24 protein-coding genes are annotated in these 26234 nt (G+C 64.5%); 9 read left to right on the plus strand and 15 right to left on the minus strand.

The window, feature by feature from the left end; translation table 11 throughout:
- Positions 1 to 204 precede the first annotated feature (204 nt).
- The gene (locus RX329_RS38585) at positions 205 to 1893 is read left to right on the plus strand and encodes an SGNH family hydrolase (protein ID WP_085351757.1); all 1689 of its coding nucleotides are present in this window, start codon (positions 205 to 207) and stop codon (positions 1891 to 1893) included.
- Positions 1894 to 2067: 174 nt separating this feature from the next.
- Here the strand turns inward: RX329_RS38585 and RX329_RS38590 are convergent, their stop codons facing one another.
- A complete protein-coding gene (locus RX329_RS38590; protein WP_018454632.1) occupies positions 2068 to 2436 on the minus strand; it encodes a CsbD family protein in 369 nt (122 codons plus the stop codon).
- A gap of 73 nt (positions 2437 to 2509) precedes the next feature.
- Positions 2510 to 3247 (minus strand): SDR family NAD(P)-dependent oxidoreductase, encoded by a 738-nt coding sequence (locus RX329_RS38595; protein ID WP_085351756.1) that lies wholly within the window; start codon positions 3245 to 3247, stop codon positions 2510 to 2512.
- Positions 3248 to 3346: 99 nt separating this feature from the next.
- Here RX329_RS38595 and RX329_RS38600 point away from each other — a divergent pair, with 99 nt between their 5' ends.
- Together RX329_RS38600 and RX329_RS38605 are read left to right on the plus strand one after the other, a co-directional pair.
- A complete protein-coding gene (locus tag RX329_RS38600) occupies positions 3347 to 4126 on the plus strand; it encodes an SDR family NAD(P)-dependent oxidoreductase (RefSeq protein ID WP_085385081.1) in 780 nt (259 codons plus the stop codon).
- 201 nt (positions 4127 to 4327) lie between these two features.
- A complete protein-coding gene (locus tag RX329_RS38605; RefSeq protein WP_085351755.1) occupies positions 4328 to 5215 on the plus strand; it encodes a TauD/TfdA dioxygenase family protein in 888 nt (295 codons plus the stop codon).
- Positions 5216 to 5373: 158 nt separating this feature from the next.
- On the opposite strand, the gene RX329_RS38610 is transcribed toward RX329_RS38605, so the two are convergent.
- The gene (locus tag RX329_RS38610) at positions 5374 to 6018 is read right to left on the minus strand and encodes a YqgE/AlgH family protein (protein ID WP_018454636.1); all 645 of its coding nucleotides are present in this window, start codon (positions 6016 to 6018) and stop codon (positions 5374 to 5376) included.
- 142 nt (positions 6019 to 6160) lie between these two features.
- Between RX329_RS38610 and RX329_RS38615 the strand changes: the two genes are divergently transcribed.
- The 3 genes from RX329_RS38615 (at position 6161) to RX329_RS38625 (ending at position 9518) form a co-directional block, all read left to right on the plus strand.
- On the plus strand, positions 6161 to 7000 hold the full coding sequence (locus RX329_RS38615) for a protein-disulfide reductase DsbD domain-containing protein (RefSeq protein ID WP_018454637.1): 840 nt from the start codon (positions 6161 to 6163) through the stop codon (positions 6998 to 7000).
- A gap of 138 nt (positions 7001 to 7138) precedes the next feature.
- The gene (locus RX329_RS38620; RefSeq protein WP_085351754.1) at positions 7139 to 8497 is read left to right on the plus strand and encodes a flippase; all 1359 of its coding nucleotides are present in this window, start codon (positions 7139 to 7141) and stop codon (positions 8495 to 8497) included.
- A 196-nt stretch (positions 8498 to 8693) separates the two neighbouring features.
- A complete protein-coding gene (locus RX329_RS38625; protein WP_027515482.1) occupies positions 8694 to 9518 on the plus strand; it encodes a sulfite exporter TauE/SafE family protein in 825 nt (274 codons plus the stop codon).
- A gap of 46 nt (positions 9519 to 9564) precedes the next feature.
- On the opposite strand, the gene RX329_RS38630 is transcribed toward RX329_RS38625, so the two are convergent.
- From RX329_RS38630 to cysG, 12 genes are all read right to left on the minus strand, one after another.
- Positions 9565 to 10353 (minus strand): 3-hydroxybutyrate dehydrogenase, encoded by a 789-nt coding sequence (locus tag RX329_RS38630; RefSeq protein WP_085351753.1) that lies wholly within the window; start codon positions 10351 to 10353, stop codon positions 9565 to 9567.
- Position 10354: 1 nt separating this feature from the next.
- On the minus strand, positions 10355 to 11530 hold the full coding sequence (locus RX329_RS38635; protein WP_085361615.1) for a DUF3734 domain-containing protein: 1176 nt from the start codon (positions 11528 to 11530) through the stop codon (positions 10355 to 10357).
- A gap of 78 nt (positions 11531 to 11608) precedes the next feature.
- Entirely contained in the window at positions 11609 to 12112 is a 504-nt protein-coding gene (locus tag RX329_RS38640) for a CAP domain-containing protein (protein WP_026232777.1), read from the minus strand.
- Positions 12113 to 12202: 90 nt separating this feature from the next.
- A complete protein-coding gene (locus RX329_RS38645) occupies positions 12203 to 13240 on the minus strand; it encodes a sulfate/molybdate ABC transporter ATP-binding protein (RefSeq protein WP_026232778.1) in 1038 nt (345 codons plus the stop codon).
- The gene (gene cysW / locus RX329_RS38650) at positions 13230 to 14141 is read right to left on the minus strand and encodes a sulfate ABC transporter permease subunit CysW (RefSeq protein WP_085361616.1); all 912 of its coding nucleotides are present in this window, start codon (positions 14139 to 14141) and stop codon (positions 13230 to 13232) included. Before cysW ends, RX329_RS38645 begins: the two co-directional genes overlap by 11 nt.
- A 10-nt stretch (positions 14142 to 14151) precedes the next feature.
- Complete coding sequence (cysT, locus tag RX329_RS38655) at positions 14152 to 14937, minus strand: sulfate ABC transporter permease subunit CysT (protein WP_231190982.1); 786 nt, start codon at positions 14935 to 14937, stop codon at positions 14152 to 14154.
- 87 nt (positions 14938 to 15024) lie between these two features.
- Positions 15025 to 16038, minus strand: a complete 1014-nt coding sequence (locus tag RX329_RS38660) for a sulfate ABC transporter substrate-binding protein (protein WP_018454646.1) — start codon at positions 16036 to 16038, stop codon at positions 15025 to 15027.
- Positions 16039 to 16146: 108 nt separating this feature from the next.
- The gene (locus RX329_RS38665) at positions 16147 to 16878 is read right to left on the minus strand and encodes a phosphoadenylyl-sulfate reductase (protein WP_085351749.1); all 732 of its coding nucleotides are present in this window, start codon (positions 16876 to 16878) and stop codon (positions 16147 to 16149) included.
- Positions 16875 to 17390: a DUF934 domain-containing protein gene (locus RX329_RS38670; protein ID WP_018454648.1), complete on the minus strand. Its 516-nt coding sequence runs from the start codon at positions 17388 to 17390 to the stop codon at positions 16875 to 16877. Before RX329_RS38670 ends, RX329_RS38665 begins: the two co-directional genes overlap by 4 nt.
- Positions 17377 to 19032: a nitrite/sulfite reductase gene (locus RX329_RS38675; protein ID WP_085361617.1), complete on the minus strand. Its 1656-nt coding sequence runs from the start codon at positions 19030 to 19032 to the stop codon at positions 17377 to 17379. The genes RX329_RS38670 and RX329_RS38675 overlap by 14 nt, the downstream gene beginning before the upstream one ends.
- An 11-nt stretch (positions 19033 to 19043) precedes the next feature.
- Positions 19044 to 19361 carry a DUF2849 domain-containing protein gene (locus RX329_RS38680; RefSeq protein ID WP_007599842.1) on the minus strand — a complete coding sequence of 106 codons (318 nt, stop codon included), beginning with the start codon at positions 19359 to 19361 and terminating at the stop codon, positions 19044 to 19046.
- A complete protein-coding gene (gene cysG / locus RX329_RS38685) occupies positions 19358 to 20782 on the minus strand; it encodes a siroheme synthase CysG (RefSeq protein ID WP_085361618.1) in 1425 nt (474 codons plus the stop codon). The genes RX329_RS38680 and cysG overlap by 4 nt, the downstream gene beginning before the upstream one ends.
- Positions 20783 to 21027: 245 nt before the next feature.
- Here cysG and cysD point away from each other — a divergent pair, with 245 nt between their 5' ends.
- The 3 genes from cysD (at position 21028) to RX329_RS38700 (ending at position 26218) form a co-directional block, all read left to right on the plus strand.
- Positions 21028 to 21822 (plus strand): sulfate adenylyltransferase subunit CysD, encoded by a 795-nt coding sequence (cysD, locus tag RX329_RS38690; RefSeq protein ID WP_085361675.1) that lies wholly within the window; start codon positions 21028 to 21030, stop codon positions 21820 to 21822.
- A 19-nt stretch (positions 21823 to 21841) separates the two neighbouring features.
- Positions 21842 to 23758: an adenylyl-sulfate kinase gene (gene cysC / locus RX329_RS38695; protein ID WP_085351745.1), complete on the plus strand. Its 1917-nt coding sequence runs from the start codon at positions 21842 to 21844 to the stop codon at positions 23756 to 23758.
- A 294-nt stretch (positions 23759 to 24052) separates the two neighbouring features.
- Positions 24053 to 26218, plus strand: a complete 2166-nt coding sequence (locus tag RX329_RS38700) for a malate synthase G (RefSeq protein WP_317245413.1) — start codon at positions 24053 to 24055, stop codon at positions 26216 to 26218.
- Positions 26219 to 26234: the final 16 nt, after the last annotated feature.

Below are 26234 nucleotides of genomic sequence, written 5' to 3' on the forward strand. Positions count from 1 at the left end.
AAGTAACCCTGAACAGGGATTTTGGCCGGCAGTCTTGACCGGGGCGGCGGTTCGCCGTGTATGGGCCAATAATTCTGGGCCGAGAATCTGGGCCCAGAATCTCAAGGATCTGAAGAGAATCTGAAAGAGAATCTGCCCGTTTGGCGCCCGATTCCGTTATTATATCGAGCCTGTCCTGATCCCTATTGCACGTGCCGAGATCGCATGTCGAAGAAGTCCCTGTTCAAGGTGCTGACCGAGACTGGCCCGCTGATCGCGCTGGGGACGGCGCTTGCGATTCTGGTGTCGGTCGCGGGACCCGCCTCGGCGCAGTTCTTCAACTTCCCCGGCTTCGGCGGCCCGCCGCAGCGCTCGGCTCCGCCGCCGCCGCGCAACGGCGGAGGCGGAGGCGGCGGATGGTTCGGCGGCGACTTCTTCGCGCCGTTCCAGCAGCAACAGCCGCAAGCGCCGCGCCAGGATTTTTCGCGCGCACCGGCGCCGGCCAAGCGCGACACCATTCCCGACAGGAACGTGCTGGTGATCGGCGACGCCATGGCTGACTGGCTCGCCTACGGCCTGGAGGACGCCTACACCGAGCAGCCCGACATGGGCGTGATCCGCAAGCACAAGACCACGTCGGGCCTGATCAAGTACCAGCCCAAAGGCGAGCCCTCGGACTGGACCGCTGCTGCGAAGGGCATTCTCGAGACCGAGAAGCCCGACGTGATCGTGGTGATGCTCGGCCTCAACGACCGCATCGCGATCCGCGAGGCGGCAGCACCCGATAAATCGGACAAGGCGACGGACAAGGACAAGAAGAACGACAAGGGCGCGCGCGGCAAACCACCGGCCAAGCCTGCCGATGCCAAGCCCGGCGACACCGCCGCGAAGCCGGATGACAAGCCGGCCGATGCCGACCTGCCGCAGGATGATGCCGACAACGCTGACGCACCGGCGGTCGCCGCGCCCGAGAAGACCGCGCGCAACCCGAACGGCCTTTACGAATTCCGCGACGAGCGCTGGGTCGAGCTCTACGGCAAGAAGATCGAGGAGCTCGCCAACGTCCTCAAGTCCAAGGGCGTGCCGGTGCTCTGGGTCGGCCTGCCCGCCATCCGTGGCCCCAAGGGCACTGCGGACATGCTGTTCCTGGATTCGCTCTATCGCGAAGGCGCGGCCAAGGCCGGCATCACCTATGTCGACGTCTGGGACGGCTTTGTCGACGAAGCCGGCCGCTTCTTGCAGAAGGGCCCGGACTTCGAAGGCCAGATCCGTCAGCTCCGCAGCGGTGACGGCGTCTATTTCACGAAACCCGGCGCGCGCAAGCTCGCCCACTATGTCGAGCGCGAGATCACCCGCCTGCTCGCCGGGCGCTCCGGCCCGATCGCGCTGCCGAGCGAACCGGCGACCCCCGACACCAGTGCCGAACCCGGCAAGCCCGCGCCGCGGCCGCTGGCCGGTCCGATCGTGCCGCTGGTTGCGGCCTCGATCTCGACCGATCAATTGCTGGGTGGGCCGGGCTCACGTCCTGCCGCCGTCGATGCGCTCGCTGCGAAGACGATGGTGAAGGGCGAGCCACTGGCTGCGCCCGCCGGCCGCGCCGACGATTATGCCTGGCCGCGCCGCGAAGTCGGCCGCGAGCAGGCCAAGGGCGATACGCCGGTCGCCACGACGACACCCGATCGCGGTACGCCGGGTGCGGCCGCGGCGATCGCCCCGCCAAAGCTTGCGCCGAAGAAGCCACCGGCGCCGCAGCAACCGGCACAGGCAGCGCCATCGATGCGCGATTTCTTCGGCTTTGGCTCGCCGCCGCCCCCGCCGCGTCAATTGGCGCCGGCGCCGCGCAATCCGAATCCCAACCCTGCGATCCCGCGTCCGCCTGGCAACGTCGGGCGATCGGCGGAAGTGTTCCGATAATTTTCTAAGCTGAGCTCTCGTGTCCCGGACGCGCTGCAGCGGGAAACGCTGCTGCGCAGAGCCGGGACCCAGCTCGTCCGACAGTCACAAAAAGAATGGGCCCCGGCTCGGCAACGCGGCGTACGCGCCGCGCTGCGTCCGGGGCCCTGATGCTTATCGCGCGTTGGCTTTAGCCTAGTAGCGCCAGCGCGGCGGCGGGCGGCGCGAAGGCCGCGCCATCAGCAGTGCCAGTGCAAAGCCGATGCCGCCGGCGACCAGCAGCGCGCCCATCGGGTTGTCCTGCACCTTCTGGGCAATCGCCTGCGAGCCGTCACGCAACGTTTCGGCCGGCTTGTCGTAGGCGTCCTTGGCATAGCTTGCCGCGGTGTCCGTGGCGTCACGTACGGCATCCTTGGCCTGGCCGTAAAGATTCTGCACACTGCCGGCGGCTTCGCGTGCCTTGCCGGACGCCTGTGTCTGCGTATCGCTAGCCAAATCTCCGATAGCGCCTTCCGCGCGTCCGGCGAATTCCTTGGCCGATCCGACAATCCGATCCTTATCCATGATGCTCCTCCTCGGGGGTCAGCCCAAGTAACCGATCAGGAGCGGCGCAGTTCCATCTGACTTGAAATTGGACTCAGAGAATCAGCCCGCCGTCGACGACCAATGTCTGGCCGATGATGTAGGACGACAGCGGCGATGCCAGGAACAGCGCCGCGCCCGCCATGTCAGCCGGGGTGCCCAATCGCCGCAGCGGAATGCGTGAAAGTGCACCTTCGAGCCGCTTGGGATTGTCGGTCGTCACCTTCGTCATCTTGGTGTCGACCAGACCGGGCGCGATGCCGTTGACGCGGATGTCATCTTCGGCCCAGGCCTCGCCCAGCGTCCGGGTTAGTCCGACCGCGCCGGTCTTCGACGCGTTGTAAGCGGGATTGCCCATGGTGGAATGATAGGCCGCGGTCGAGGACACCATAATCAGCGATCCCCGCGCGTCCCGCAACATGGGATGGAAGCGCGTGGCGCAGGCCATCAGGCTCATCAAATTGACCTCGACGACCTTGCGAAAGCCCGCCATCTCGAACTCGCCGCGGCGATAGAGCACCACGCCCTGTGCGAGCACCAGGATATCGAGCCGATCGAACGACGGCTTGAACGCTTCGACCGCTCCGGCATTGCCGACGTCGAGCTGCGCATAGGAAAGACCGGTGAGATCCGAGCCTTCAGCTTGCGAATATTCCTTCGCGTGAGCACGCGTGCCGCAGACCGCAACTTGCGCGCCCCTGACGCGAAAGGCTTGCGCAATGCCGTTGCCGATGCCGCTGGATCCGCCGACAACCAGCACCTGCTTGCCTGAGAAATCGAGCTCGTTCGTCATCGCTGGCCTCTCCCATTGTCTTGCTTGTTTGACCTGTCTGCGGATCGATGACAGCCTTGTCAATCACAACAAGAACAAGCAGGGCTCAGAGGAAACAGCATGGCCGATTTCAAACAACTCAGCCGGTCCGTGAAGGGCCTGACCGTTCTCGTTACCGGCGCGGCCAGCGGCATGGGACGCGCGACGGCGCGCGTGTTTGCCACTGAGGGCGCGAACGTTGCCGTCACCGATTATGACGAGCAGGGCGCGCTGGCCGTCGCGAAGGAGATCGTGGCAAGCGGCGGCGCCGCGAAAGCCTGGAAGCTCGACGTTGCCGACGGCGATAAGATCAAGCGCGTGGTCGGCGACGTCGCTGCACATTTCGGTGGACTCGACATCATCGTCAACAATGCCGGCATCTCCGTGCGCGTCGCGATCGACGACGACGCCTATGAGGAAGCCTGGGCCAAGGGCCTCGCGGTGATGCTGACGGCGCATCCGCGCATCATCCGCGCCGCGCTGCCTCACTTGCGCAAGTCGAAGAGCCCGCGCATCGTCAACATCGCCTCGACCGAGGCGCTCGGCGCCACCGCATTGCACAGCCCCTATTCGGCGGCGAAGGGCGGCGTCGCCAGCCTCACCCGCTCGCTCGCGGTGGAGCTTGGCCGCGAGGGCATCACCGTCAACTGCATTTGCCCGGGACCGATCCGCACCGCCATCACCGACCGGATCTCGGAAGAGCACAAGACCATCTACGCCAAGCGCCGCACGGCACTCGGCCGCTACGGTGATCCCGAAGAGGTCGCGCACATGACGCTGAGCCTGTGCCTGCCGGCAGCGTCCTTCCTCACCGGCGCGGTCATCCCTGTCGACGGCGGCCTGATGGCGCGCAACGCGTAAGCGGCACCAAAGGTGCGTAGCCTGGATGGAGCGCAGCGCAATCCGGGGTTCTCACCTGGCAGGAAGACTCCCCGGATTACGCTTCGCTCCATCCGGGCTACGGGCAGCTATGCGCGCCCAGCGTTGACATCGCTTGTTACGTGAGTAACTTTTTCCTCGACAGAGCGGGACCAACCGCTCGCGGTTCGCGGGAGAAACGTCATGACGATCGCCATCCGGCAGCTTCACAAACATTTTGTCGGCGAGGTCTCGGGCCTCGACCTGCGGCAACCTCTCACCGAGGCCGAGGCGCGCGAGATCGAAGCCGCCATGGACAAATATGCAGTGCTGGTGTTCCACGACCAGGACATCACCGACGAACAGCAGATGGCCTTTGCGCTAAACTTCGGCCAGCGCGAGGACGCGCGCGGCGGCACGGTCACGAAGGAGAAGGACTACCGGCTCCAGTCGGGCCTGAACGACGTTTCCAATCTCGGCAAGGACGGCAAGCCGCTGGCAAAGGACAGCCGCGCGCACCTGTTCAACCTCGGCAATTGCTTGTGGCATTCCGACAGCTCGTTCCGCCCTATCCCGGCAAAATTCTCGCTGCTGTCGGCCCGCGTGCTCAACCCGAAGGGCGGCAATACCGAATTCGCCGACATGCGGGCGGCCTATGACGCGCTCGACGACGAGACCAAGGCGGAGATCGAGGATCTCGTCTGCGAGCACTCGCTGATGTATTCGCGGGGATCGCTGGGCTTCACCGAATACACCGACGAGGAGAAGGAGATGTTCAAGCCGGTGCTGCAACGTCTCGTGCGCACCCACCCGGTCCATCGCCGCAAGTCGCTCTATCTCTCATCGCATGCCGGCAAGATTGTCGGCATGAGCGTCCCCGAGGGAAGGCTGCTGCTGCGCGATCTCAACGAGCACGCCACACAAAGCGAGTTCGTCTACGTCCACAAATGGAAGCTGCATGACCTCGTGATGTGGGACAACCGGCAGACCATGCACCGCGTCCGCCGCTACGACCAGTCGCAGCCCCGTGACATGCGCCGCGCGACGGTGGCGGGCACGGAGCCAACGGTGCAGCAGCAGGCGGCGGAGTAGTTTTCCATAGTCGTCCTGGACCAGCGAGCGAAGCAGCGCCGATCCAGGACCCATTACCACCGGTGTCCAGTTCGGCGAAGGCTGGTGGTTGCCAGCCTGCTTCAACAATTGCAGCCTGGGTAATGGGTCCTGGCCTTCGCCAGGACGACACTGAGGCGCTACGCGTGCCCCGCCTCGTTCGAGAGCATGCCGGGATCGATGCCGATCTTGCGCAGCGCGCGTCCGTATTTTTCGTCGACGTCGTCGCCGAAGATCAAATCCGAATCCGCGTCGCAATGCAGCCAGCCATTGCTCTGGATTTCGGTCTCGAGCTGGCCCGGCGCCCAGCCGGCATAGCCGAGCGCCAGGATGGCGTGCTTGGGGCCGGAGCCGTTGGCGATCGCGCGCAGGATGTCGACGGTCGCGGTGAGGCAGACGCCGTCGTCGATCCGGAGCGTCGCATTCTCGATGTAGAAATCGCTGGAATGCAGCACGAAGCCGCGGCCGGTATCGACCGGACCGCCGCGCAGCACCTTCATGCTTTCGGCATTCTCCGGCAGCTTGATGTGCTCGCCCTTGTTGATGATGCCGAGCTGCTGCAACAGCTCGGGGAAGTCGATGCTGCCGGCCGGATGGTTGACGATGATGCCCATCGCGCCTTCGGCGGAGTGGGCGCAGAGATAGATCACCGAGCGCTCGAAGCGCTCGTCGCCCATCACGGGCATGGCGATCAACAGCTGGCCGTCGAGGTAGCCCGCCGAACTCGGGAGCGCGGGGGCTGGCTTGCGGGTGCTTTCGCCCGTCCTCTTGCCTGTGGGAGCCATCGGTGAAGCACTCCGGTTTCAATTCCTATCCTGATGTCGGGCCGGGCCGCTGTCAAATCAAGGCTTTCAGGGACTTGATTCAAGTGCATCCATCACAAGCAATTCAATGGTTTGCCGCCGGGCGACCCTGTAAAGACGTACCATGCTGACAAGAGTTCCCCGGCGTGCGGCGATTGGCGTCGCGACAACCCTGCTCGCGTCCTCGCTGGCGCTTGCGGCCCATGCCGACGACGCATCGCCGTGGCAGCGCGACGGACATTCCGCGGTGCGGTTGCTGGCAGGATCGCGCAGCGGCGCCGTCCTGCTCGGCGGTATCGCCTTCCAGATCCAGCCCGGCTGGAAAACCTATTGGCGCATGCCGGGCGATTCCGGCGTTCCGCCGCGCTTCGATTTCTCGAAATCCGACAATGTCGAAGCGGTGACGGTGATGTGGCCGGCCCCGCAGAAATTCGACGACGGCGCGGGCGGCCATTCGATCGGCTATCACGACCAGATCGTGCTGCCCCTGCGCATCATCGCCAAGGCGGCCGACAAGCCGGTGACGTTGCGCGCCGAGATCAATTATGCGGTGTGCGAAAAGCTTTGCATTCCAGTCGAGGCCCGCGCCGAGCTTGGCTTCAACAGCGTCGCCTCGACCGAGGACGCCAATTTGCGTGCAGCGCTCGACACCGTGCCCAAACCTGCCGCCATCGGCGATCCCAATCCGCTCACCATCCGCGACGTGAAGCGTGATGGGCCCAAGAATGTGGTGGTCGACGTGGTCGTTCCGGATGCGCGCACCGTCAGTCTGTTCGTGGAAGGTCCGACGCCCGATTGGGCGCTGCCCATCCCGGCGCCGGTCGAGCCCAGCCCACCGGGCGTGAAGCGATTTTCTTTCGAACTCGACGGCCTGCCGCCGGGCGCCCAGCCCGGCGGCGCAGCGCTGAAGTTCACGCTGGTCGGACCGGAGAAGTCGTACGAGTTCAATACCAATCTGGAGTGAGTGGTCGTCCTGGCGTTCGCCCGGACGACATCTTTGATCCAACCGAATCTTAACGAATGGTTGCTAATCCCCAGGGCTACTGCGGCAAGTCTGCCGCAGCATTCGTGTGCGCCTCGGGGATCCTTCGAATTGGCCGTGATGGATGCAGAACCCACAACGACCGGACCTGCCGGCCTCATCGCGCGGCTGCGCGACAAATTGACGGGCGGGTCGAGCGAAGCGTCGCTGACGCGGCGGCTCGCAGGCACCATCTTCCTCATCCGCGTGATCAGCGCCGGCCTTGCATATTTCTCGCAGGTCCTGCTCGCGCGCTGGATGGGGACGTCGGACTACGGCGTCTATGTCTATGTCTGGACCTGGGTGCTGCTGCTCGGCAGCATGATGGACTTTGGCATCTCGGCCTCCGCGCAAAAGATCATTCCGGAATACCGCAGCCGTGGCGAGCATGCGCTGCTGCGCGGCTTTCTCTCGGGCAGCCGCTGGCTGACCTTTGCCGTTTCCGCACTGGTGTCGCTCGGCCTCGCCGGTATCGTCAAACTATTGTCGCCCTGGATCGATCCGGCCGAGGTGCTGCCGCTCTATATCGGCTGCATGACGCTGCCCGCTTTCGTCGTCGCCAACACCCAGGACGGCATCGCGCGCTCGCATGACTGGATGCAGCTCGGCCTGATGCCGCAATTCATCATCCGCCAGACCCTGATCATCGGCATCACGGCCTGCGCCTTCCTGCTCGGCTATCATCTCGGCGCGGTTGCCGCGATGATCGCGAGCGCGGGCGCGGTGTGGATCGCGATGACCGGGCAGATGGTGGTGCTGAACCGCAAGCTCGCCGATCACATCGAGGCGGGCCCCAAGGCCTACGACGTCGGCGGCTGGCTCGCCGTGTCGCTGCCGATCCTGCTGGTCGAAAGCTTCTATTTGCTGCTGTCCTATACCGACGTGCTGGTGCTTCAGCAATTCCGCCCCTCCGACGAGGTCGGCGTCTATTTCGCCGTGGTGAAGACGCTGGCGCTGGTCTCCTTCATCCACTACGCGATGTCGGCGACGACCGCGCATCGCTTCGCCGAATACAACGCGGCTGGCGACAAGGCGCGGCTGTCGGCTTACGTGGCGCATGCCATCAACTGGACGTTCTGGCCGTCGCTGGCGGCGACCATCGTGCTGCTCGCGCTCGGCAAGCCCCTGCTCTGGCTGTTCGGGCCGCAATTCGTGATCGGCTACGACATCATGTTCGTCGCCGCGATTGGCCTCGTGGTCCGTGCCGCGATCGGCCCGGTCGAACGGCTGCTCAACATGCTCGGCCAGCAGAAGATCTGCGCGCTGGCCTATGCGCTGGCCTTTGCGATGAACCTGGTGCTCTGCATCGCGTTGGTGCCGCGCTTCGGCGGCCATGGCGCGGCGGCCGCGACCTCGATCTCGCTCAGTTTCGAGACGGTGCTGCTGTTCTGGATCGTGCGACAGCGGCTCGGCCTGCACGTGCTGGCCTTTGGGAAATAGACTTCCGACTGCCTTCGCGTGCTGCTCTCGGGGAACGGCTGCTTCGAAGCCATGCCCGGGAACAACGCGAAACACCTATTTATTGCCAAGGGCGCAGCACGATTTTTCTTATTTGGCCCAAGCGGTTGCACCGCAGGGAAAGTTTATTCTACGTCGTATTGCCCAACTGACGAGATAAACCTAAGATTCCCTGGACATGATCGATCCACTCTACGTCGCCTCTGGTTTCGGCGTCGGCCTGCTGGTCGGGATGACCGGCGTCGGCGGCGGTTCGCTGATGACGCCGCTGCTGATCCTCCTGTTCGGGATTCATCCATCGACCGCGGTCGGCACCGACCTGCTCTATGCTGCCGCCACCAAGACCGGCGGCAGCGTGGTGCATGGCTGGTCGCGCAGCGTGCACTGGCCGGCGGTGCTGCGGCTCGCCTGCGGCAGCCTTCCGGCGAGCGCGCTGACGCTGCTGGTGCTCTGGAAGCTCGACCTCAAGAGCGATTCCGAGCGCAATCTCGTCAACCTCGTGCTCTGCTTCGCGCTGCTGCTGACTGCGACCTCGCTGATCTTCCGCAGATCGATCATGGAGCGCTATCGCCGGCGCCTGGAGCAGGTCGATGACCGCACCACGGCGATCGCGACGGTCGTCACCGGGATCGTGCTCGGTGTGCTGGTCTCGATTTCATCGGTCGGCGCCGGCGCGGTCGGCGTCACCGTTCTGCTGCTGCTCTATCCGCGCCTGCCGGTGGCGACCATCGTCGGGTCCGACATCGCCCATGCGGTCCCGCTGACGCTGATCGCCGGAATGGGGCACTGGGCGCTTGGCGACGTGGATTGGGCGCTGATGGGCGTGCTGCTGTTGGGCTCGCTGCCCGGCATCGTCGTCGGCAGCTTTAGCGCGACGCGCGTGCCCGAGACGGTGCTGCGCCTCACACTCGCCAGCGTGCTGTTCGTGGTCGCCGGCAAGATCATGTTCGCGGAGCTGCACCTGTCCTCGGCATTCGAGACGGCGCTGGCCTGGACGCACTGAACGAAAATGGCGGAGCTCGGCTCCGCCATTCGCCAGCGATCGCGGTCTACTCCGCGGTCCAGCCACCGTCGATCGACAGATTCGTGCCGGTGATCTGCGCGGCATCGTCGCCGCACAGGAACAGCGCGAGGGCTGCGACCTGCTCGGAGGTGACGAACTCCTTGGTCGGCTGCGCGTCGAGCAGCACGTCGTTGATGACCTGGTCGCGCGTGAGGTTACGGGCCTTCATGGTGTCGGGGATCTGCTTCTCCACCAGCGGCGTCCAGACATAGCCGGGGCTGATGCAGTTGCAGGTGATCTTGCTGGTCGCGACCTCGAGCGCCACGGTCTTGGTCAGGCCGGCGATGCCGTGCTTGGCCGAGACATAGGCCGACTTGAAGGGCGAGGCGACCAGCGAATGCGCGGAAGCGGTATTGATGATGCGGCCCCAGCCCTTCTTCTTCATGCCCGGGACGGCGGCGCGAATGGCATGGAACGCCGAGGACAGGTTGATCGCGATGATCTGATCCCATTTCTCCAGCGGGAATTCCTCGATCGGCGAGACGAACTGGATGCCCGCATTGTTGACGAGAATATCGACCGAACCAAAGCTCTTCTCGCCGAGCGCGACCATCCCGGCGATCTCGGCCGGCTTGGTCATGTCGGCCGGCGAATAGACCGCCTTCACGCCGAAATCGGACTCGATCTTGGCGCGCTCCTTCTCGATGTCCTCCGGCGAGCCGAACCCGTTGATGACGACATTGGCGCCGGCGGCGGCGAAGGCGCGCGCATAGGCAAGTCCGATGCCGCTGGTCGACCCGGTCACGACGGCGTTCTTGCCTGACAGACTACCCATATTATTCGCTCCTTCTTGGCGGGGGCGCAGTGACGTCCCCCGTGAGATCGTAGGTCACCATGGTCTCGCCGGATTGCGGCCGCTCGAGCCAATCCTTGTGGCGCATCGACAGATGCACGTCACGCACGCCGGCTTCCCAATGCTCGACCATGGCGACATGCGAGAAATCGTAATCCTTGGACGAGGATTCGTAGTTCTTGCTGCGGTAGATCAGGTGCACCACAGTCACGGTGCTTTCGCGCGATACCTTGGCAAGGAATTCCACGGAAGGGTCGTTCTTGAGATAATCGGGCAATTTGGAAATCAGGTCGCGCACGGCCCTGCGGGCGTTGTGCACCTGCTTGTTCTTGTCGGTGTTCATCCGCGTGCGGCTCGAGAAGCGGATGTCCTTCTCGCGCTCGGTCGCTTCGAGTAGCGAGGTCGGCAGATCGCCGCGGGCGCTGAACAGGTCGATCTGGAAGATCAGGAGATCGCGGTCGGTCTCGGCGTCCAGCACGTAGTCGAGCGGCGTGTTGGAGGCAATGCCGCCGTCCCAATAATGCTCGCCGTCGATCACGATGGACGGAAAGCCGGGCGGCAGCGCGCCGGAGGCCATGATGTGCTCGGGTCCGATTTTCTTGCCGAGCTTCCTGAACTCGAAATTGTCGAAATATTTGAAGTTGCCGGAGGTAACGCCGACTGCACCGACCGACAGCCGCGTCTTCAGATCGTTGATGCGGTCGAAATCGACCAGACGCTCCAGCGTCTTCTTCAGCGGGGCGGTGTCGTAATAGCTCTCGGCCTGCGGGCTGCCGGGCGGCCAGAGCGGCGCCGGCGGGATGCGCGGAACGAAGAAGCCGGGCACGCCGAAGGTCGCGATCAATGCGGCGCTGGTCGAATTGAACAGTTCGCGGCTGTGGTCGCTTTTGCCGATCGGCTTCCACGGCACCGGCGCGGAGACCATCTCCCAGAATTCCTTGAGCCGCTTGACGCGCGTCTGCCCTTCGTTACCGGCGATGATCGCGGCGTTGACCGCGCCGATCGAGATGCCGGCGACCCAGTCCGGCTCGAAGCCGGCATGGCAGAGCGACTGATAGGCGCCGGCCTGATAGGAGCCGAGCGCGCCGCCGCCCTGGAGGACCAGGACACGTTGCGCGTTCGCGGGGATAGTTGCGACTTCCGGGCTATGATCGGTCATGCGGGAACAGTAGCAGATGGCGAGCGACCGTGGCGACAGTCTGCCGCGGCGTCAATGCATCCCGTGATCAAGTCTGGCTTATCGGGAGTCCGTCGAGGCCAGGATCATGGTCCAGAACACCTTGTATTTGGTGCCGGGAGCATAGCCCGCCGCAATGCCCAATTTTGTGACACCGCTCTTGAGCATGTTCGCGCGGTGCGGGGGCGAGTCGCGCCAGCCGGAAAACGCTTCCGCCAGCGTATGATAGCCGGCCGAGACGTTCTCGACCGCAACGGTCGCCGGATAGCCGCCGGCGCTGAGGCGCTTGGCCAGCGGCGCGCGGACGTCATGGTCCATCTTGTTGGCGGCAGCCATGGCCTGGGACTGAGATTCGGCGAGCCGCATCAGTTCGGGGTCGATCACGAGGGTGCCGAGCCCGTTGTTCTGGCGGTATTGCGAGATCATGATCGCTGCGGCCTGCGCGTCGAGCTTTGCGCCCGGGACAGCCATATCGGCATACATCGAGGGCTGCTGGACCGATGCTTCGTTGCCGGCGCAGCCGGCGAGCAGCAAAAGGATTGATATCGCGGCCGCGACGCGCATGAACAGGAGCCCCCAAATCAGGCGCCGTTGTTGCATACCAACCGTGGCTGAAAGGTGAATATTGAGGAAAAATTGACCGGTTGACCCCGCTCAGGCGCCCCCAAATATCCGGTAGCGGCGGGGCTCCAGGCCGATCGTGTCGCCGGCGCGCAGTTCCCTGTCCCGCGGAGCGTCGATCTCGATGGTCTCTCCGCCTGATAATGCCACCTCGGCCCGCTGCACGGGACCGAAATTCCGGACGTGCTGCACGGCGCCCTCGAAGGCACCGCTGCCGGGCGGGCCAACGAGCATGTCGTGCCGCCGCACGAACAGTCTTGACGCGCCAGGCGCAAGCCCATCTGCCGCGAGCTGAAGCGGCCGGTCGCCAAGCCTGATGACGCCGTCGGCGATCAGGACCGGAAGCTCGATGGATTCGCCGATGAAGCTGTGGACGAAGGCGGTCGCCGGGCTCTCATAGACGTCATCGGGCGAGCCGATCTGCTCGATCTTGCCCTTGTCCATCACCACGACGCGGTTGGCGACTTCGAGCGCCTCCTCCTGGTCATGGGTGACGAAGATCGAGGTGACGTTGATCTCGTGGTGCAGCGAGCGCAGCCATTTACGCAGCTCCTTGCGCACCTTGGCATCAAGCGCACCGAAGGGTTCGTCGAGCAGCAGGATACGTGGCTCGATCGCGAGCGCGCGGGCCAGCGCGATGCGCTGGCGCTGGCCGCCGGAGAGCTGGCTCGGGTAGCGGTCGGCGAGCCAATCGAGCTGCACGAGATCGAGTAGCTCCTTGACGCGCGCACGGATGGTCGCTTCGTCCTTGCGGATCGCGCGCGGCTGCACGCGGAGGCCAAAGGCGACGTTCTCGAACACCGTCATGTGGCGGAACAGCGCGTAGTGCTGGAATACGAATCCGACGTGCCGCTCGCGCGCGCCCTGCGCCAGCGCGTCCTCGCCGTTGAAAGATACCTCCCCGGAATCGGGCCAGTCCAGCCCCGCGATGATCCGCAGCAGCGTGGTCTTGCCGGAGCCAGACGGACCGAGCAGCGCGAGCAGCTCGCCGTCATTGACCTTGAGGTCGACGCCGTCGAGAGCTTTGAAGCTGCCGAACTTCTTGACGAGATTCCTGACTTCAATGCTCACTTGCGTCATGTCCTTCGTCGAGATGATTTTCGAGAACGGTTTTCGCGACCAGCGTGATCAGCGCCAGCATCGCGAGCAGCGAGGCGATCGCGAACGCCGCGACGAACTGATATTCATTGTAGAGAATCTCGACCAGGAGCGGCATCGTGTTGGTCTCGCCGCGGATATGGCCGGAAACGACGGAGACCGCGCCAAACTCGCCCATCGCGCGCGCGTTGCAGAGCAGGACGCCGTACAGCACGCCCCATTTGATATTGGGCAGCGTGACGCGGAAGAAGGTCTGCAGGCCCGAGGCGCCGAGCGAGATCGCGGCCTCCTCCTCCTGCGTGCCCTGCTCCTGCATCAGCGGGATCAACGCCCGCGCCACGAAGGGGAAGGTCACGAAGGTGGTCGCAAGCGCGATGCCCGGCACCGCGAACAGGATCTGGATGTCGTGATCGCGCAGCCAGCCGCCGAAATAGCCCTGCGCGCCGAACAGCAGCACGAAGACGAGGCCCGAGATCACCGGGCTGACCGAGAACGGCAAATCGATCAGCGTGATCAGGAAGGTCTTGCCCGAGAATTCGAATTTTGCAATCGCCCAAGCCGCGACCAGGCCGAAGACGAGATTGAGGCCGACGGAAATTGCAGCAACCAACAGCGTCAACTTGATCGCGGACAGCGCCTCCGGGTCGGTCAGCGCGGCGAAATAAGCGCCAATTCCCTTCGAGAAGGCCTGCGCGAACACCACGACCAGCGGCAACACGACGAAGACTGATAGAAAGGTCATCGCCAGCGCGATGATGACGATGCGGACCGCGCGCGGTTCGGTGCGAAGGTTGTTCCGCGCGGCGGCTGCGTACGCGCGTGCCTTGGCGTCGGAGGCCGGGAGTGGGACGGAATCTGCGATCTGCATCGTCATGGCCCCGTCCTCACCGCACCGGAATCCGGCTCTGCGCCCAGCGCTGGAGCCGGTTGACCGCGAAGATAATGACGAAGGACACGACCAGCATGACAACCGCGATGGCGGTCGCATCGGCATAGCGGAATTCGGAGAGCCGGATCACGATCAGCAGCGGCGCGATCTCGGAGACGTTGGGCAGATTGCCGGCGATGAAGATCACCGAGCCGTATTCGCCGACCGCACGCGCGAAGGCGAGCGCGAGTCCGGTGAGCAGCGCCGGACCGAGCGAGGGCAGGATCACGCGAATGATGGTCTGCCAGCGGCTCGCGCCAAGGCTGCCCGCGGCCTCCTCGATCTCTGGGTCGAGATCCTGGAGCACCGGCTGCACCGTGCGCACCACGAACGGGATACCGATGAAGATCATGGCGACGAAGATGCCGACCGGCGTGAACGCCACCTTGATGCCGGCCGCCGCAAGCGGCGCGCCGAGCCAGCCCTTCTCGGCGAACAACGCGGTCAGCGCGACGCCGGCAACCGCCGTAGGTAGCGCGAACGGCACGTCGACGATGGCATCGAACAGCCGCCGACCGGGGAAGCGGTAGCGCACCAGCGCCCAGACGATGATGCTGCCCATCACCAGATTGACGCAGGCGGCTGCGAAGGCGAGTCCGAAGGACACGCGCAACGCATTCAGGGTGCGGCGGCTGGAGAGGATGTTCCAAAACTGCTCGGGACTCAGCTCGAGCGATTTCAGGAACAGGCCGGCGAGCGGAATCAGGATGATGATCGACAGCCAGGATAGCGTCAGCCCCATGGTGAGACCGAAGCCCGGCAATGTCCGGCGTCGTGCTGCGATTGCGCTCACCAGGCCCCCTGTTTAAGCCCCGCCGACAGCGCCCGATCAGTTCTTGTAGATCTGATCGAAGACGCCGCCGTCGGCAAAATGTTCCCTCTGCGCCTTGGTCCAGCCGCCGAAAAGTTCGTCGATCGTGAACAGCTCGACCTTCGCGAAGGAGTTTTCATGTTTTTTGGCGATCTCGGGATCGCGCGGACGATAGAAGTTGCGCGCCGCGATTTCCTGACCTTCCTTGGTGTACCAATATTGCAGGTAGGCATCGGCGACACTACGGGTGCCTTTTTTATCGGCAACCTTATCGACGATCGTCACCGGCGGTTCCGCCAAGATCGAGAGCGGCGGCGCCACGATCTCGAATTTCTCCGGACCGAATTCCTTGAGCGCCAGGTACGCCTCGTTTTCCCAGGCGAGCAGCACGTCGCCGACGCCGCGCTCGACGAAGGTCACGGTCGCGCCGCGCGCACCGGTGTCGAGCACCGGCACCTGCTGATAGAGCTTTCCGATGAAATCCTTGGCCTTGTCCGCCGAGCCGTATTTCTTCTGCGCAAAGCCCCAGGCGGCCAGATAATTCCAGCGCGCGCCGCCTGACGTCTTCGGGTTCGGCGTGATCACGGCGACGCCGAGCTTGAGCAGATCGTCCCAGTCCTTAATGGCCTTGGGATTGCCCTTGCGGACCAGGAACACAATGGTCGAGGTATAGGGCGACGAGTTTTGCGGCAACCGTTTCTGCCAGTCGGCCGTCGTGAGGCCTTTGCCCGCGATGGCGTCGATGTCGTAGGCGAGCGCAAGCGTCACCACGTCGGCCTGCAATCCGTCGATCACGGCGCGCGCCTGCGAACCGCTGCCCCCATGCGACTGCTTGATCTCGACGCTCTTGCCGGTTTCCTTCTGATAGGCACTCGCGAACGCCTTGTTGAACTCGACATAGAGCTCGCGCGTCGGATCGTACGAGACGTTCAGCAGAGTGATGTCAGCGGCAAGAGCCGCGCTTGCCAACAAGCCTGTCACGAGCAGTCCTGCCGCGAGCGGAACGATACGACGCATCATGTCCATCTCCATTCACATCAATGACGTCGGCGTCATCGATGGCAGGCATAACTCGGGGCGAAACGCGCTTAAGTCAACGGAACCGGATTTTCTTGTTCGTAGCCGGGCAGCGTAACTTTGCTACGAAGTCTTCATCGTGTGGATGCCGCATTCCGTCTTGGCCCGGCCACGCCAGCGACCGGCACGCTCATCCTCGCCTTCGGCCGTTCTGCTCGTGCAAGGCATACACCCAACCGATAGAAATCCCGACGCGACCAGGGGATGACGCGGCAATTTGGCGCGGGCGAAAATCGCCTCGAGTTCCTCACGCGAGACATTGGCGAAGGGATTGAACTTCAACCGCGTACCGTCGTCCTCGACCACCGGGATGTCGGCGCGCGAGTTGCCCTGGAAGCGCTTGCGGCCGTTGAGCCATGCATCGAACGGTTTCAGCGCCCGCGCCAGCGGCTCGACCTTGCGGATACGGCAGCAAGCGTCGGGATCGGAAAACCAGAGGTCGCGGTCGGGATCTTCGCGCGACAGCGTCTCCTCGGCAGGCTTGATCGAGCGGACGTCCTTCAGGCCCAGCGTCGCGATCAGCGTATCACGATAGGCCAGCGTCTCCTCGAACAGCCAGCCGGTGTCGAGGAAGATCACCGGGATCGCCGGATCGACATCCGCCATCACCTTGAGCAGCGTCGCCGATTCCGTACCGAAGGACGACACCAGCGCAAGCTTGTCGCGCCCGACCGTCTTCAGCGCAGCGGCGATGATTTCGGCGGGCGAGGCATCGCGCAAGGCGCGATCGAGGTCCTCCGCCGAGGGCAGCGCCGAGGCGGAGATTGCCGAAATTGGAGACGCGATTGCGTTCACGTGCCGACACCCTCGGAATGACGCAGCTGCATGCGCCGGTGCAGCGCCGTGATGCGGCCATCGCCGGTGGGCTGGTAGAAGACCGAATAGCGCTTCGCGGTCTGCATGAACGCTTCCGCGTCGGCCTGCTTCTTGACGTCGAAGGAATCGAAGCCAGCGCGCAGCATGAACACGAACTGGTCCCGCAGGATCTGGCCCGTCGCACGCAACTCGCCGCGGTAATTGTAACGCTCGCGCAGCAGCCGCGCCTGGCTGTAGGCGCGTCCGTCGCGGAAGGTTGGGAACACCAGCGCGACGACGGCAATCTTGCCGAGATAGGGCACCAGCTCGGCGATGTCGCGATTGTTCGGCCAGATCACACCGACCTTGCCGGTCCGCTTGAGCAACGCATCCGCCTCGCCGACGAAACGCTCGGCCGGCACCAGAATGTCGCCGCCCTCGGGCAGCGGCGTGTCGACGGCGAGCTTGACGAAGCTGTCGTCGGCGATCTTTCCGCCGTTAACGAGTGGCATAAACGCGCTCCTTGAAGGGTTCGACGCCGAGGCGTTTTACCGTGTCCATGAACAGCTCTTCGGGCCGTTCGCGCAGCGCCAGATAGGCTTCCACGATGTCCTCGACGACGTCGGCGACCTCGTCGAACTTGACGCCGGGGCCGATCAGATTGCCGAGTGCGGCACTCTCGTCGGCGCGCCCGCCGATGGTGATCTGGTAGACCTCCTCGCCGTTCTTCTCGACGCCGAGAATGCCGATATGACCGACATGGTGATGGCCGCAGGCGTTGATGCAGCCGGAGATGTTGATGTGCAACCGGCCGATCAGATTGGCCAGCTCATGATTGGCGAAGCGCCGCGTCAGTTCCTGCGCGATCGGGATCGAGCGCGCATTGGCCAGCGAGCAATAGTCGAGACCCGGGCAGGCGATGATGTCAGTGATCAGATTGACGTTCGGCGTCGCCAGCCCGAGCTTGTCGAGCGCCTTCCACAGCGCCGGCAGGTCGCGCTTGGCGACATGCGGCAAAGCGAGGTTCTGCTCGTGGCCGACGCGGATCTCACCGAACGAATATCTGTCGGCGAGGTCGGCGAGCGCATCCATCTGCTCGGCGGTGGCATCGCCCGGAGGCGCGCCGATCGGCTTCAGCGAGATCGTGACGATGGAATAGCCCTGGGCCTTGTGCGGGGCCACCGAGTTCTTGCGCCATGCCTCGAAATCGGGATCGGCCGCGGCCTGGCGCAGCTCGTCCGGCATGTGCGGCAGCTTCTCGTAGGCAGGATAGGTGAAGCGCGAGCGGATGTCCTCGACCACCTCGTCGTCGATCTGGAGCGAGGAGTTGCGGATGTGCTGCCACTCCTCCTCGACCTCGCGCGAGAACTTCTCGATGCCGAGCTCGTGCACCAGGATCTTGATGCGCGCCTTGTAGATGTTGTCGCGGCGGCCGTACTGGTTGTAGACGCGCAGAATCGCCTCGATGTAGCTGAGAATGTCGCGGCCGTGGACGAAATGCTTGATGGTCTTGCCGATGAACGGCGTGCGTCCGAGCCCGCCACCGACCAGCACCTCAAAGCCGGTCTCGCCCTTCTCGTTCTTGATCAGCTTCAGCCCGATGTCGTGGATCTTGATCGCGGCCCGGTCGTGGTCCGACGCGGTGATCGCGATCTTGAACTTGCGCGGCAGGAACGAGAATTCCGGATGCAACGTGGTGTGCTGGCGGATCAGCTCCGACCAGATGCGGGGATCCTCGATCTCGCCGGGCGCGACGCCGGCCCACTGATCCGAGGTGACGTTGCGCATGTTGTTGCCGGAGGTCTGCATCGCATGGATGCCGACCTCGGCGAGATCGGCCAGCGCATCCGGCAATTCGGCGAGCTTGATCCAGTTGAACTGGATGTTCTGCCGCGTCGTGAAATGGCCGTAGCCACGGTCGTATTTGCGCGCGACGTGGGCGAGCGCCCGCAGCTGGTTCGACGCCAGCGTCCCGTAGGGGATCGCGACGCGGAACATATAGGCGTGCAGTTGCAGATAGACGCCGTTCTGCAGCCGCAGTATCTTGAACTCGTCCTCGGTGAGCTCGCCGGAGAGGCGGCGCTTCACCTGGTCGCGGAATTCCGAGACGCGCTCGTTGACGAGCGTGCGGTCGATTTCATCGTAAGCATACATAAGAAAGCGCCTTAAACCTGAACCGGCTGTCCGATGGTCACGCCGGTGCGGCGGATCTGTTCGCGCAGATTTCCGGGTTCGACCTTGCCGTCTGCACCGACCTGTACCGGCGCGATATAGGGGCCGATCGCGCCGACGTCATCGGCAACGGATTCCGCAAGCAACGCCTTCGCCTCGTCGGAGTTGCGCACGATCGCGGCTTCCGACAGGTCCGCGGACCAGCTCTTGGCGGCGGTGCGGTAAACCACGATGCCGTCCCAGGTGCGGTTGGCGGTCACGACCGAGGGGCCGGCGATCTTGATCTTCTTCTGTTCAAGCGGGGAGGTCATTCGGCTGCATCCAATAGGTCAGAGATGATTTGCTTTGGGGTTTGGCGGCGAAGCGAGCCGGCATGCCGGACCACATCGCCGATGATGAGAATGGCGGGACCGCCGTTGGTCCGGCGGACCAGTTCGGGCAGATCGCGCAGCGTGCCGATCTCGCCTTGCGCATCGGGACGCGTGACGCGGGCGAATACGCCGACCGGCGTCTCCGGCGAACGGCCGGCGGCCAAGAGGCCGGCGCGTATGGCCGGCGCAGCCGTCATGCCCATGTAGACCACGACGGTCATCCTGGCGTCGGTCAGCGTCGACCAGTCCACGACTTCTGCGTCGCGCGCGTTGTGCGCGGTGAGGAAGGTGATGCGCGTTGCTTCGTGACGATAGGTGAGCGGCACCTCGAAATCGGCGGCGCCGCCGAGACCTGCGGTGATGCCGGGAACGATCGAATAGGCAACGCCGGCGGCACGAAGTGCTTCGACTTCTTCGCCGCCGCGGCCGAACACGAAGGGATCGCCGCCCTTCAGCCGCACCACACGCTGGCCGGATTGCGCGGCCTCGATCATGCGCTTGTTGATGGCGTCCTGCCCGATGCCGGGCTTGCCGACGCGGCGGCCGACCGGCACGCGCGTGGTGTCACGGCGGATGCGGTCGAGAATTTCAGGCGAGACCAGCTCGTCATGGAAGACGATGTCGGCATCCTGGAGCGCGCGCAACGCCTTGATGGTGAGCAAATCCGGATCGCCAGGCCCGGCGCCGACCAGCGCGACGGATCCTTCCGGCTTGTCGGCCCGCGCGAACGCGGATGGATCTGAAATCGCCTTGAGCGCTGCGTCCGCCTCGCCTTTGCGGCCGGCCAATACGGCGGCACCGATCGGGCCGTCGATGACGCGCTCCCAGAAGCGGCGGCGCAGCGGAAACTCGGCAATACGTTCGTTGATGGATTTGCGGAAGCCGCCGATGAACTCGGCGAGCTCGCCGATGCGCGCCGGCAGCAGCGCCTCGATCTTCTCGCGCACGCGCCGCGCCACCACCGGCGACGTGCCGCCAGTGCCGACGGCGACCACGACATCGCCGCGATCGACGATCGCCGGAAAGATGAAGCTCGAATGCTCGATATCGTCCATGACATTGACCGGCAGGCCGAGCGCCTTGGCGCGGACCGACATCGCCACGCCGACATCGCCGGCGCCGGCGCAAACCACCGCGATGATTCCCGAGAGATCGGCGGTCAGCGGATCGGTGGCCGAGATGTCGATACGCGCCGCGTCCTCGGAGCTCAGACCCAGGTCGTGATTGCCATCGATCGCATGCACGCGAATGCGCGCACCGGCAGCGGCCAGCACGCGCAGCTTGGCGCGCAAAAGCTCACCCGCACCGATGAGGACCACCGGACCGGCCTTGAGATCGAGGAACACGGGCAAGAACCGCATACGATACTCGCTTACCCCACATGCGGGGTTGACTGGAATTATTTTCTATATATGTGTCGTTTCAAGCGCGCAAAGAGAAAATTTTTTCTTCTCTCTTGCGCCGCAACTATAGAATTTTCGCCTCCAAACGCAAAGTGGCAGAGATGCATCTTCTCAAGGACAATTCCACTGCTGGCGGGCTGAGCAGCTCCGCTCTCGCCGAGCGCGTGCCCGCGCAAGAATTTTCTTCTGACCTTGCCCCGAGCATGGACCATCTCGACCAGCTCGAGGCCCAGAGCATCTACATCTTCCGCGAAGCTTTCGGCCGCCTCAAGAAGATCGCCCTGCTGTGGTCGCTCGGCAAGGACTCCAATGTCATGATCTGGCTGGCGCGCAAGGCATTCTTCAGCCGTCTGCCGTTCCCGGCCCTCCATGTCGACACCGGCAAGAAGTTTCCGGAGATGTATCGCTTCCGCGATCACTACGGCAAGGAATGGGATCTCGATCTGCGCGTCGAGCCCTGCCCGCCGATTGATGCCGTCGACCCAACGCTGCCGCCCGCCGCCCGTTCCGCCGCGCGCAAGACCGAGGGCCTCAAGATGGCGCTCGCCAAATACGGTTTCGACGGTCTGATCGCCGGCATTCGCCGCGATGAGGAGGCGACGCGCGCCAAGGAGCGCGTGTTCTCGCCGCGCGGCTTGGAGGGTAATTGGGACGTGCGCGACCAGCCGCCGGAGTTCTGGGATCATTTTAATGCGTCGCCGCCGCAGGGCGCGCATTTGCGCATCCATCCGATCCTGCATTGGACCGAGTCCGACATCTGGGCCTACACCAAGCGCGAGAACATCCCGATCATCCCGCTGTATCTGTCGCAAAACGGCAAGCGCTATCGCTCGCTGGGCGATCAGGACATCACCAATCCGGTCGCCTCAAACGCGTCGACTATCGACGAGATCCTGATCGAACTCGAGCAGACCAAGGTGCCGGAACGTTCCGGCCGCGCGCTCGACCACGAGACCGAGGACGCTTTCGAGCGCCTGCGCGTCGCCGGCTATCTCTGATCAAGGACGCGAGCGTCGTATGAACATGATCGTCACCCCCGCATCGCCCGCGACCCCGAACGGCACCACGCGTCCGCAGGTCCGCATCGTCATCGTCGGCCATGTCGACCACGGCAAGTCGACGCTGGTCGGCCGCCTGCTGCACGAGACCGGCAGCCTGCCCGACGGCAAGCTCGACATGCTCAAGGCCGTCAGCGCGCGGCGCGGCATGCCGTTCGAATGGTCGTTCCTGCTCGACGCGCTCCAGACCGAGCGCGACCAGGGCATCACCATCGACACCACGCAGATCCGCTTCCGCACCAATTCGCGCGACATCGTACTGATCGACGCGCCCGGCCACGCCGAATTCCTGCGCAACATGATCACCGGCGCCTCGCAGGCCGACGGCGCGGTGCTGATCATCGACGCGCTCGAAGGCGTGCGCGACCAGACGAGGCGGCACGGCTATCTCCTGCATCTGCTCGGCGTGAAGCAGGTCGCGGTCGTCGTCAACAAGATGGACCGCGTCGACTTCTCCGCAGCGCGCTTCAAGGAGATCAGCGACGAGATCTCGGCGCATCTGCAAGGCCTCGGTGTGAAGCCCACGGCCGTGATCCCGATTTCCGCCCGCGACGGCGACGGCGTCGCTGAGCGCACCGACCGCATCGGCTGGTACAAGGGTCCGACCGTGGTCGAGGCGCTTGACAGGCTCGAACCGGCGCGGCCGCTGGAGGCGCTGGCGCTGCGGCTGCCGGTGCAGGCGATCTACAAGTTCGACGACCGCCGCATCGTGGCGGGCCGGATCGAATCCGGCAGCCTCATCGCCGGCGACGAAATCGTGATCATGCCCGCCGGCAAGATCGCCAGAATCAAGACGGTCGAGAGCTGGCCGGTGACGCCGGTCGCAGGCCGCCAGGGTGCGGGCCGCTCGGTCGGCATCACGCTCGACCGCGAGCTGTTCCTCGAGCGCGGCGACATTATCGCGCATACGAACAGCGCCCCGCGCGAGACACGACGGCTGCGCGCGCGGATCTTCTGGCTGCACGACAAGCCGCTGGCCAAGGGCGACCAGCTCCTGGTTCGCTGCGGACCGAAGGAAAGCCGCGCCACCGTCGTCGCCATCGAGAAGGCGGTCGATCCCGGTGAGCTGTCGAGCGTCGAGAACAAGGCAATCGGCCGCAACCATGTCGGCGAGATCGACATTTCCCTTTCGAATCCGATTGCCACCGATCCCTACACGGAAAATCCCCGCACCGGCCGTCTCGTGATCGAGGTGTCCGGGCGCATCGCCGGCGGCGGTCTCGTGCTGTCGGTCGATGCCGGGCAGCGTGCCCTGCCCGTCGACATCGTGCCGGTGGAATCCGCGCTGCGGCCCGACGAACGCTCCGCGCGCTATCGTCACAACGGCGCCGTGGTCTGGCTCACCGGCCTCCCCGCCTCCGGCAAGTCGACTCTAGCCAAGGCGCTGGAGCGGCGGTTGTTCAGCAATGGCGGCTCACCGATCCTGCTCGACGGCGACACGCTGCGTGCCGGGCTCAACAGCGATCTCGGCTTCTCGGCCGCCGATCGCAGCGAGAACATCCGCCGCCTCGCCGAAGTCGCGACGCATCTCGCCCGTAACGGCCACATCGCCATTGTCGCCGCCGTCTCGCCCGCCCGCGAGGACCGCGCCACCGCGCGCCGCATCGCCGACACGTCGTTCCGCGAGATCTACGTCGCGACGCCGGCGGAAATTTGCGAGGAGCGCGACCCCAAGGGCCACTACAAGAAGGCCCGCGCCGGCACGCTCGCGTCGTTCACCGGTATCGGCACCGACTACGAGCGGCCCGAGGCCGCCGAGCTCGTGATCGACACCTCGACGCGGACGGTCGCCGAGGCGGCGGACGAGATCGAACAGATGCTCAAGACGACCGGCGTGCTGTTCGACGAACTCGTGGACCTCGCCGCGAATATTTGAAGCCGGGCTGCTGCTCCGCTGTCGTCGCCCGGCTTGACCGGGCGACCCAGCATTCCACCGACAGCAGTGATTCAGGCGAGAGGCCGCGGCGTACTGGATTTCCCCGCCTTCGCGGGGAATGACACCGTGCGTGGGCCGCCCACCTCGCCTTGACATTTTGACAACTTTTGGGGGCCTTCTCACGGCCCCGATTTTGGGGCTAATAAGACCCCGAAAGCCGCTCCTTGGAGCGCATTTTGCTGCTGTCGGGTCAAAAGCAGCCAAAAACAGCCATTTCCAACAAGAAAGCCCATCATGCAACGCGTCGACGCCCACGGACTGAAGATCGCTCCCGTCCTGTTCGATTTCATCGCCAAGGAAGCGGCCCCGAAAACGGGGATCGCGCCGGATGCGTTCTGGGCCGGGCTCGCCGCCATCATCAAGGAGCTGGGGCCGAAGAACCGCGCGCTGCTGGCGGTGCGCGACACGTTGCAGGCCAAGATCGACGACTGGCACCGGGCCAACAAGGGCAAGGCGTTCGACCTCAACGCCTATACCGCCTTCCTGAAGGAGATCGGCTATCTCCTCCCGGAGCCGGCGACGCAGAAGGTCGAGACCGCCAATGTGGACGAGGAGATCGGCAAGATCTGCGGCCCGCAGCTCGTCGTGCCGCTGACCAACGCACGCTATGCGCTGAACGCGGCGAATGCGCGCTGGGGCTCGCTCTATGACGCCTTCTACGGCACCGACGCGATCCCGCACGATCCATCCGAGAGCGGCAAGGGCTACAACAAGGCGCGCGGCGACAAGGTGATCGCAAAAGCGAAAGCCTTCCTCGATGCCGCCGTGCCGCTGGCGACCGGCAGTCACACCGACGTCACCGCCTATAGCGTGGTCGCGGGCCAGCTCGCGGTGAAGCTGAAGAGCGGCAACGCCACCGCGCTGAAGAACGCCGCGCAATTCGCAGGCTTCCAGGGCGATGCAGCCGCACCAAGCGCGGTGCTGCTCGCCAACAACGGCCTGCATGTCGAGGTGAAAATCGACCGCACCAGCGCGATCGGCAAGGACGATCCGGCCGGCGTCGCGGACATGGTCATGGAGTCCGCGGTCTCAACCATTCTCGACATGGAAGACTCGGTCGCTGCCGTCGATGCCGAGGACAAGGTGCTGGTCTATCGCAACACGCTCGGCCTGATGAACGGCACGCTGTCGGCCGATTTCGAGAAGGGCGGCAAAACGCTGACGCGCTCGCTCAATGCCGACCGCAGCTACAAGATGCCTGACGGCAAAGGCGAAGTGAAATTGCACGGCCGCAGCCTGCTGCTGATGCGCAATTGCGGTCACCACATGTTCACCGACGCGGTGCTGGACGACAAGGGCGAGGAGATTCCGGAAGGCTTGCTCGACGCCGCCGTCTCCGGGCTTCTTGCTGTCCATGATCTGAAAGGCAACTCCAAGGTCAAGAACAGCCGCACCGGCTCGGCCTATATCGTCAAGCCGAAGATGCACGGCCCCGACGAGGTGTCGCTGACCTGCGAGATCTTCGACCGCGTCGAGAAGATGCTGTCGCTGCCCGAGAACACGCTCAAGGTCGGCATCATGGACGAGGAGCGGCGCACCACCGTCAACCTCAAGGCCTGCATTCAGCGCGCCTCCAAGCGCATCATGTTCATCAACACCGGCTTCCTCGACCGCACCGGCGACGAGATCCACACCTCGATGGAGGCGGGTCCGATGATCCGCAAGAACGAGATGAAGGCGCAGCCCTGGATCAAGTCCTATGAGGACTGGAACGTCGATATGGGCCTGACCTGTGGCCTGCCCGGCCATGCCCAGATCGGCAAGGGCATGTGGGCCGCGCCGGACAAGATGGCGGACATGCTGGCGCAGAAGCTCGCCCATCCGCAGGCCGGTGCTACCACCGCCTGGGTGCCCTCGCCGACCGCCGCGACGCTGCACGCGCTGCACTACCACCAGGTCAACGTCACCGCGCGCCAGCAGGAGCTCGCCAAGGGCGGCCCACGGGCAAAGCTCGAAGACATCCTCACCATCCCCGTGTCGAAGTCGAACTGGGCGCCCGACGACGTCAAGCAGGAGATCGACAACAACTGCCAGGGCATTCTGGGCTATGTCGTGCGCTGGATCGACCAGGGCGTCGGCTGCTCGAAGGTGCCTGACATCCACGACGTCGGCCTGATGGAAGACCGTGCCACCTTGCGCATCTCCAGCCAGCACCTCGCCAACTGGCTGCATCAGGGCGTGATCACCGAGGCGCAGGTGATGGAATCGCTCAAGCGCATGGCGGTGGTCGTCGACAAGCAGAATGCGGGCGATCCCATCTACAAGCCGATGGCGCCCGCCTTCGACGGCACAGCCTTCAAGGCGGCCAGCGACCTCATCTTCAAGGGACGCGAGCAGCCGAACGGCTACACCGAATACATCCTCACCGCCCGCCGCCGCGAGGCCAAAGTACTTGGCTGACAACGCCTGGCTGACA

This window comes from Bradyrhizobium sp. BWC-3-1 (assembly GCF_032917965.1).
Classification (GTDB): Bacteria; Pseudomonadota; Alphaproteobacteria; order Rhizobiales; family Xanthobacteraceae; genus Bradyrhizobium; species Bradyrhizobium canariense_D.

What these genes read in the sequence shown, in the direction of transcription:
- RX329_RS38605 (WP_085351755.1), top strand. Translation starts at nt 4,328, where the DNA reads ATGACGATCGCCATCCGGCAGCTTCACAAACATTTTGTCGGCGAGGTC.
- RX329_RS38595 (WP_085351756.1), bottom strand. Translation starts at nt 3,247, where the DNA reads ATGACGAACGAGCTCGATTTCTCAGGCAAGCAGGTGCTGGTTGTCGGC.
- RX329_RS38625 (WP_027515482.1), top strand. Translation starts at nt 8,694, where the DNA reads ATGATCGATCCACTCTACGTCGCCTCTGGTTTCGGCGTCGGCCTGCTG.
- RX329_RS38640 (WP_026232777.1), bottom strand. Translation starts at nt 12,112, where the DNA reads ATGCGCGTCGCGGCCGCGATATCAATCCTTTTGCTGCTCGCCGGCTGC.
- cysG (WP_085361618.1), bottom strand. Translation starts at nt 20,782, where the DNA reads ATGCGGTTCTTGCCCGTGTTCCTCGATCTCAAGGCCGGTCCGGTGGTC.
- RX329_RS38675 (WP_085361617.1), bottom strand. Translation starts at nt 19,032, where the DNA reads ATGTATGCTTACGATGAAATCGACCGCACGCTCGTCAACGAGCGCGTC.
- cysW (WP_085361616.1), bottom strand. Translation starts at nt 14,141, where the DNA reads ATGACGATGCAGATCGCAGATTCCGTCCCACTCCCGGCCTCCGACGCC.
- RX329_RS38610 (WP_018454636.1), bottom strand. Translation starts at nt 6,018, where the DNA reads ATGGCTCCCACAGGCAAGAGGACGGGCGAAAGCACCCGCAAGCCAGCC.
- RX329_RS38620 (WP_085351754.1), top strand. Translation starts at nt 7,139, where the DNA reads ATGGATGCAGAACCCACAACGACCGGACCTGCCGGCCTCATCGCGCGG.
- cysD (WP_085361675.1), top strand. Translation starts at nt 21,028, where the DNA reads ATGGACCATCTCGACCAGCTCGAGGCCCAGAGCATCTACATCTTCCGC.
- RX329_RS38590 (WP_018454632.1), bottom strand. Translation starts at nt 2,436, where the DNA reads ATGGATAAGGATCGGATTGTCGGATCGGCCAAGGAATTCGCCGGACGC.
- RX329_RS38670 (WP_018454648.1), bottom strand. Translation starts at nt 17,390, where the DNA reads ATGCCACTCGTTAACGGCGGAAAGATCGCCGACGACAGCTTCGTCAAG.
- RX329_RS38630 (WP_085351753.1), bottom strand. Translation starts at nt 10,353, where the DNA reads ATGGGTAGTCTGTCAGGCAAGAACGCCGTCGTGACCGGGTCGACCAGC.
- RX329_RS38700 (WP_317245413.1), top strand. Translation starts at nt 24,053, where the DNA reads ATGCAACGCGTCGACGCCCACGGACTGAAGATCGCTCCCGTCCTGTTC.
- cysT (WP_231190982.1), bottom strand. Translation starts at nt 14,937, where the DNA reads ATGGGGCTGACGCTATCCTGGCTGTCGATCATCATCCTGATTCCGCTC.
- cysC (WP_085351745.1), top strand. Translation starts at nt 21,842, where the DNA reads ATGAACATGATCGTCACCCCCGCATCGCCCGCGACCCCGAACGGCACC.
- RX329_RS38680 (WP_007599842.1), bottom strand. Translation starts at nt 19,361, where the DNA reads ATGACCTCCCCGCTTGAACAGAAGAAGATCAAGATCGCCGGCCCCTCG.
- RX329_RS38615 (WP_018454637.1), top strand. Translation starts at nt 6,161, where the DNA reads ATGCTGACAAGAGTTCCCCGGCGTGCGGCGATTGGCGTCGCGACAACC.
- RX329_RS38585 (WP_085351757.1), top strand. Translation starts at nt 205, where the DNA reads ATGTCGAAGAAGTCCCTGTTCAAGGTGCTGACCGAGACTGGCCCGCTG.
- RX329_RS38635 (WP_085361615.1), bottom strand. Translation starts at nt 11,530, where the DNA reads ATGACCGATCATAGCCCGGAAGTCGCAACTATCCCCGCGAACGCGCAA.
- RX329_RS38660 (WP_018454646.1), bottom strand. Translation starts at nt 16,038, where the DNA reads ATGGAGATGGACATGATGCGTCGTATCGTTCCGCTCGCGGCAGGACTG.
- RX329_RS38600 (WP_085385081.1), top strand. Translation starts at nt 3,347, where the DNA reads ATGGCCGATTTCAAACAACTCAGCCGGTCCGTGAAGGGCCTGACCGTT.